Consider the following 2,574-nt stretch of genomic DNA (forward strand, 5'->3'; position numbering starts at 1 on the left):
TCCGCCTGGGTGTCGGGCTTGGCCACCGCCTCGTCGTCGGCCTCGTCACGCGCGGTGCGCAGGGCGGCGCGGCGTCGGCCCCAGCGTCGGGAGAACTCCGCGACGCCGAGCATCAGCGCCCCCACGACGATCCAGCCGAGTACCGCCACCGACACCGCGGGCACGATCGAGAGCACCGCGGTGCGCCCGGTCGGTTTGGCGAGGTCGGGATTGGCGGTGCTGTAGTCGACGCGTATCCGCTGTCCCGCGGTCAACTCCGTCGGATACAGCAGTCCGAGCCGCGGACTGTGCACCGAGCCGTCGGGCGTCTGGAAGTACGCATTGGCGTGCAGCCTGTCGGCGTATACGACGTCGGCGGTGACCGTGGCCTTGTGCTTCTCGATCTCCGCGTCGTTGCGGAAGCACGCGACGATGAGCACCAGGCACATCGCGGTCACGACCATCCCGAGCGTGAGCAACACCTTCTGCACACGTCGCAGGATGGTCGGATTCATGGCTGCCAGGATAACCGCCGGGCCCGACGCCCCCGTCGGGCGCGGCTCCCCGCGCAGAAAACTACGTCCCGTGGGCCGTCGACCTGTACCGGTACACCCCGACCACCCCAGGGGTGCACTTTTCTGCGCGCACTCGGCCAGCCAGCCCAAGCCGCTCGGCCCAGCCCGAAAGCCAGGCCCTACCCCGACACCCGCGCGGCGATGGCGGCGTGGACGTCGCGCAGTCGGCTGCGGTCGGTGACCACCTCGACGACCTCGATGCCCCCTGCGTCGTCCGGCAGCTCCTCGCCCAGCACGGCGGCGAGCTCGCCCAGCGACACCCGACGGTGCGCCACCCGCATCCCGGCGCACAGGGCGGCCAGGTCGGTGCGGTGCGGAGTACCGAAGACCCGCTCGTACGCCCCCGACAACGCGCCGGAGTCGAGCCGCGGGTCGCCCTGCTCCAGCAGCCCGAAGATCCCACCGCCATCGTCGTTCGCCACGACGATCCGCAACGACGAGGGGCGCGGCTCCCCCGGCCCGATGATCAGCCCGGTCGAGTCGTGGATGAACGTCAGATCGCCCATCAACGCGACGGTCCGTGCAGCCCCACCGACCGACGCCGCGCCCCCGGCCAGCGCAGCCCCGATCGCCGTCGAATTGGTCCCGTCGATCCCCGCGACGCCGCGGTTCGACAGCACGCGCACCCCCTCGGACACCCGACCCGCCAGCGCGACGTCGCGAATCGGATTACTCGCCCCGACCACGAACTGATCACCCGCCGACAACGCGCCGCTCACCACGCGCGCGACGTGCAGCCCGGTCGGCGGGCCTGGCTCGTCGAGCACGGAATCCACCGCCCCCAGCACTCGCTGCTCTAAAAACGCGCACTCCTTGAGCCACTCCTCGCGCGGCTCGCCGCTGACATCCGCGCGCGTTCCGGTCGCATACACGTTGCCCGACACGTCCGGCCAGCGGGGCCCTGTGGTCAGCGCATAGACGCGCACCTCCGGGTCGGCCAGCAGCCTCGACACCCCGCGATGCAGCGTCGGACGTCCGCAGATGATCGCCTGCTGCGGCTTGATCGACCCCAGCGCCAGCGGGTGTAACGGCGTCGCGGCGTGCGGGGCCGTCGGCTCGGCGACGGTCGGCACGCCCGCCAACTCCGGATGCACACCCGACCCGTGCCCCGAGATCACCACGGTGTCCAGCGAGAGATCGATCGGCAGCGGGACGTCGAGCTTGGCCACCGGCGCCTGCGTCCACGGCACGCCGCCGGGTCGACCGGAGAACGCACCGAGATCCTCGGACGCACTCGCGACGTCGGGCACCAGCGGCTCGCGCAGCGGAATGTCGAACTGCACCGGCCCGGCGTTTCCCGTCCGCGCACCGCGCGCGGACGCCAGCACACGCCCGACGGCCGAACGCCACTGGCTGTTGGCGTCGAGCCCCTCCTCGGCCAGCCCGATGCTGATCGCCGCCCGCACCTGCGTTCCGAAGATCCCGAACTGCTCGACAGTCTGGTTGGCACCAGATCCCAGCAGCTCATACGGCCGATTCGCACTGACAACAATTAGCGGCACGCGCGCGTAATTGGCCTCGAACACCGCGGGTCCCATGTTGGCGACGGCCGTGCCGCTCGTCATCACGATCGGCACCGGCTGCCTCGACGACACCGCCAACCCCAACGCGAGAAACCCTGCCGACCGCTCGTCGATCCGCACGTGCAGCCGCAGCCGACCCTCCCGATCCGCCAGATACAGCGCATAGGCGAGCGGCGCATTGCGCGACCCCGGACACAGCACGGCCTCCCGCACACCCCCGCGGATCATCTCGTCGACGATCACCCGCGCCTGCAACGTCGACGGATTCGGCCCGTCCCCCTCTGCCGCAAAAGTCGCTGACCCTGTCGAGGAATTCATGAGCTCCAGCCTATGTCCGCACCTAAAGTGATCACCGATACGTGCCACCGGCTCGACGGAAGGTGGGCAAATGGGCTTCTACACCGATCACGTTCTGCCGCGCGTCATCAACGTGACGTGCGGCTCGTCGATGCTCGACCCACTTCGACGCCGCGCCTGCGCACCACTCTCCGGCCGCG

At 70.3% G+C, this 2,574-nt stretch carries 2 protein-coding genes; both read right to left on the reverse strand.

Features of this window, described 5'->3' with window-relative positions:
• Positions 1 to 494, reverse strand: a 494-nt coding sequence (locus tag B3T59_RS05300; RefSeq protein WP_287001645.1) for a DUF3592 domain-containing protein, incomplete at its 3' end; no start/stop codon positions are given.
• A gap of 179 nt (positions 495 to 673) precedes the next feature.
• Positions 674 to 2,395, reverse strand: a complete 1,722-nt coding sequence (gene menD / locus B3T59_RS05305; RefSeq protein WP_051994112.1) for a 2-succinyl-5-enolpyruvyl-6-hydroxy-3-cyclohexene-1-carboxylic-acid synthase — start codon at positions 2,393 to 2,395, stop codon at positions 674 to 676.
• Between the last annotated feature and the right edge of the window lie 179 nt (positions 2,396 to 2,574).

This window comes from Gordonia sp. UBA7860, assembly GCF_002500165.1.
In the GTDB taxonomy this organism is placed as follows: Bacteria; Actinomycetota; Actinomycetes; order Mycobacteriales; family Mycobacteriaceae; genus Gordonia; species Gordonia sputi.

Excerpts from the sequence above, each read along its gene's own strand:
- menD (WP_051994112.1), bottom strand. The coding sequence starts at position 2,395 with ATGAATTCCTCGACAGGGTCAGCGACTTTTGCGGCAGAGGGGGACGGG.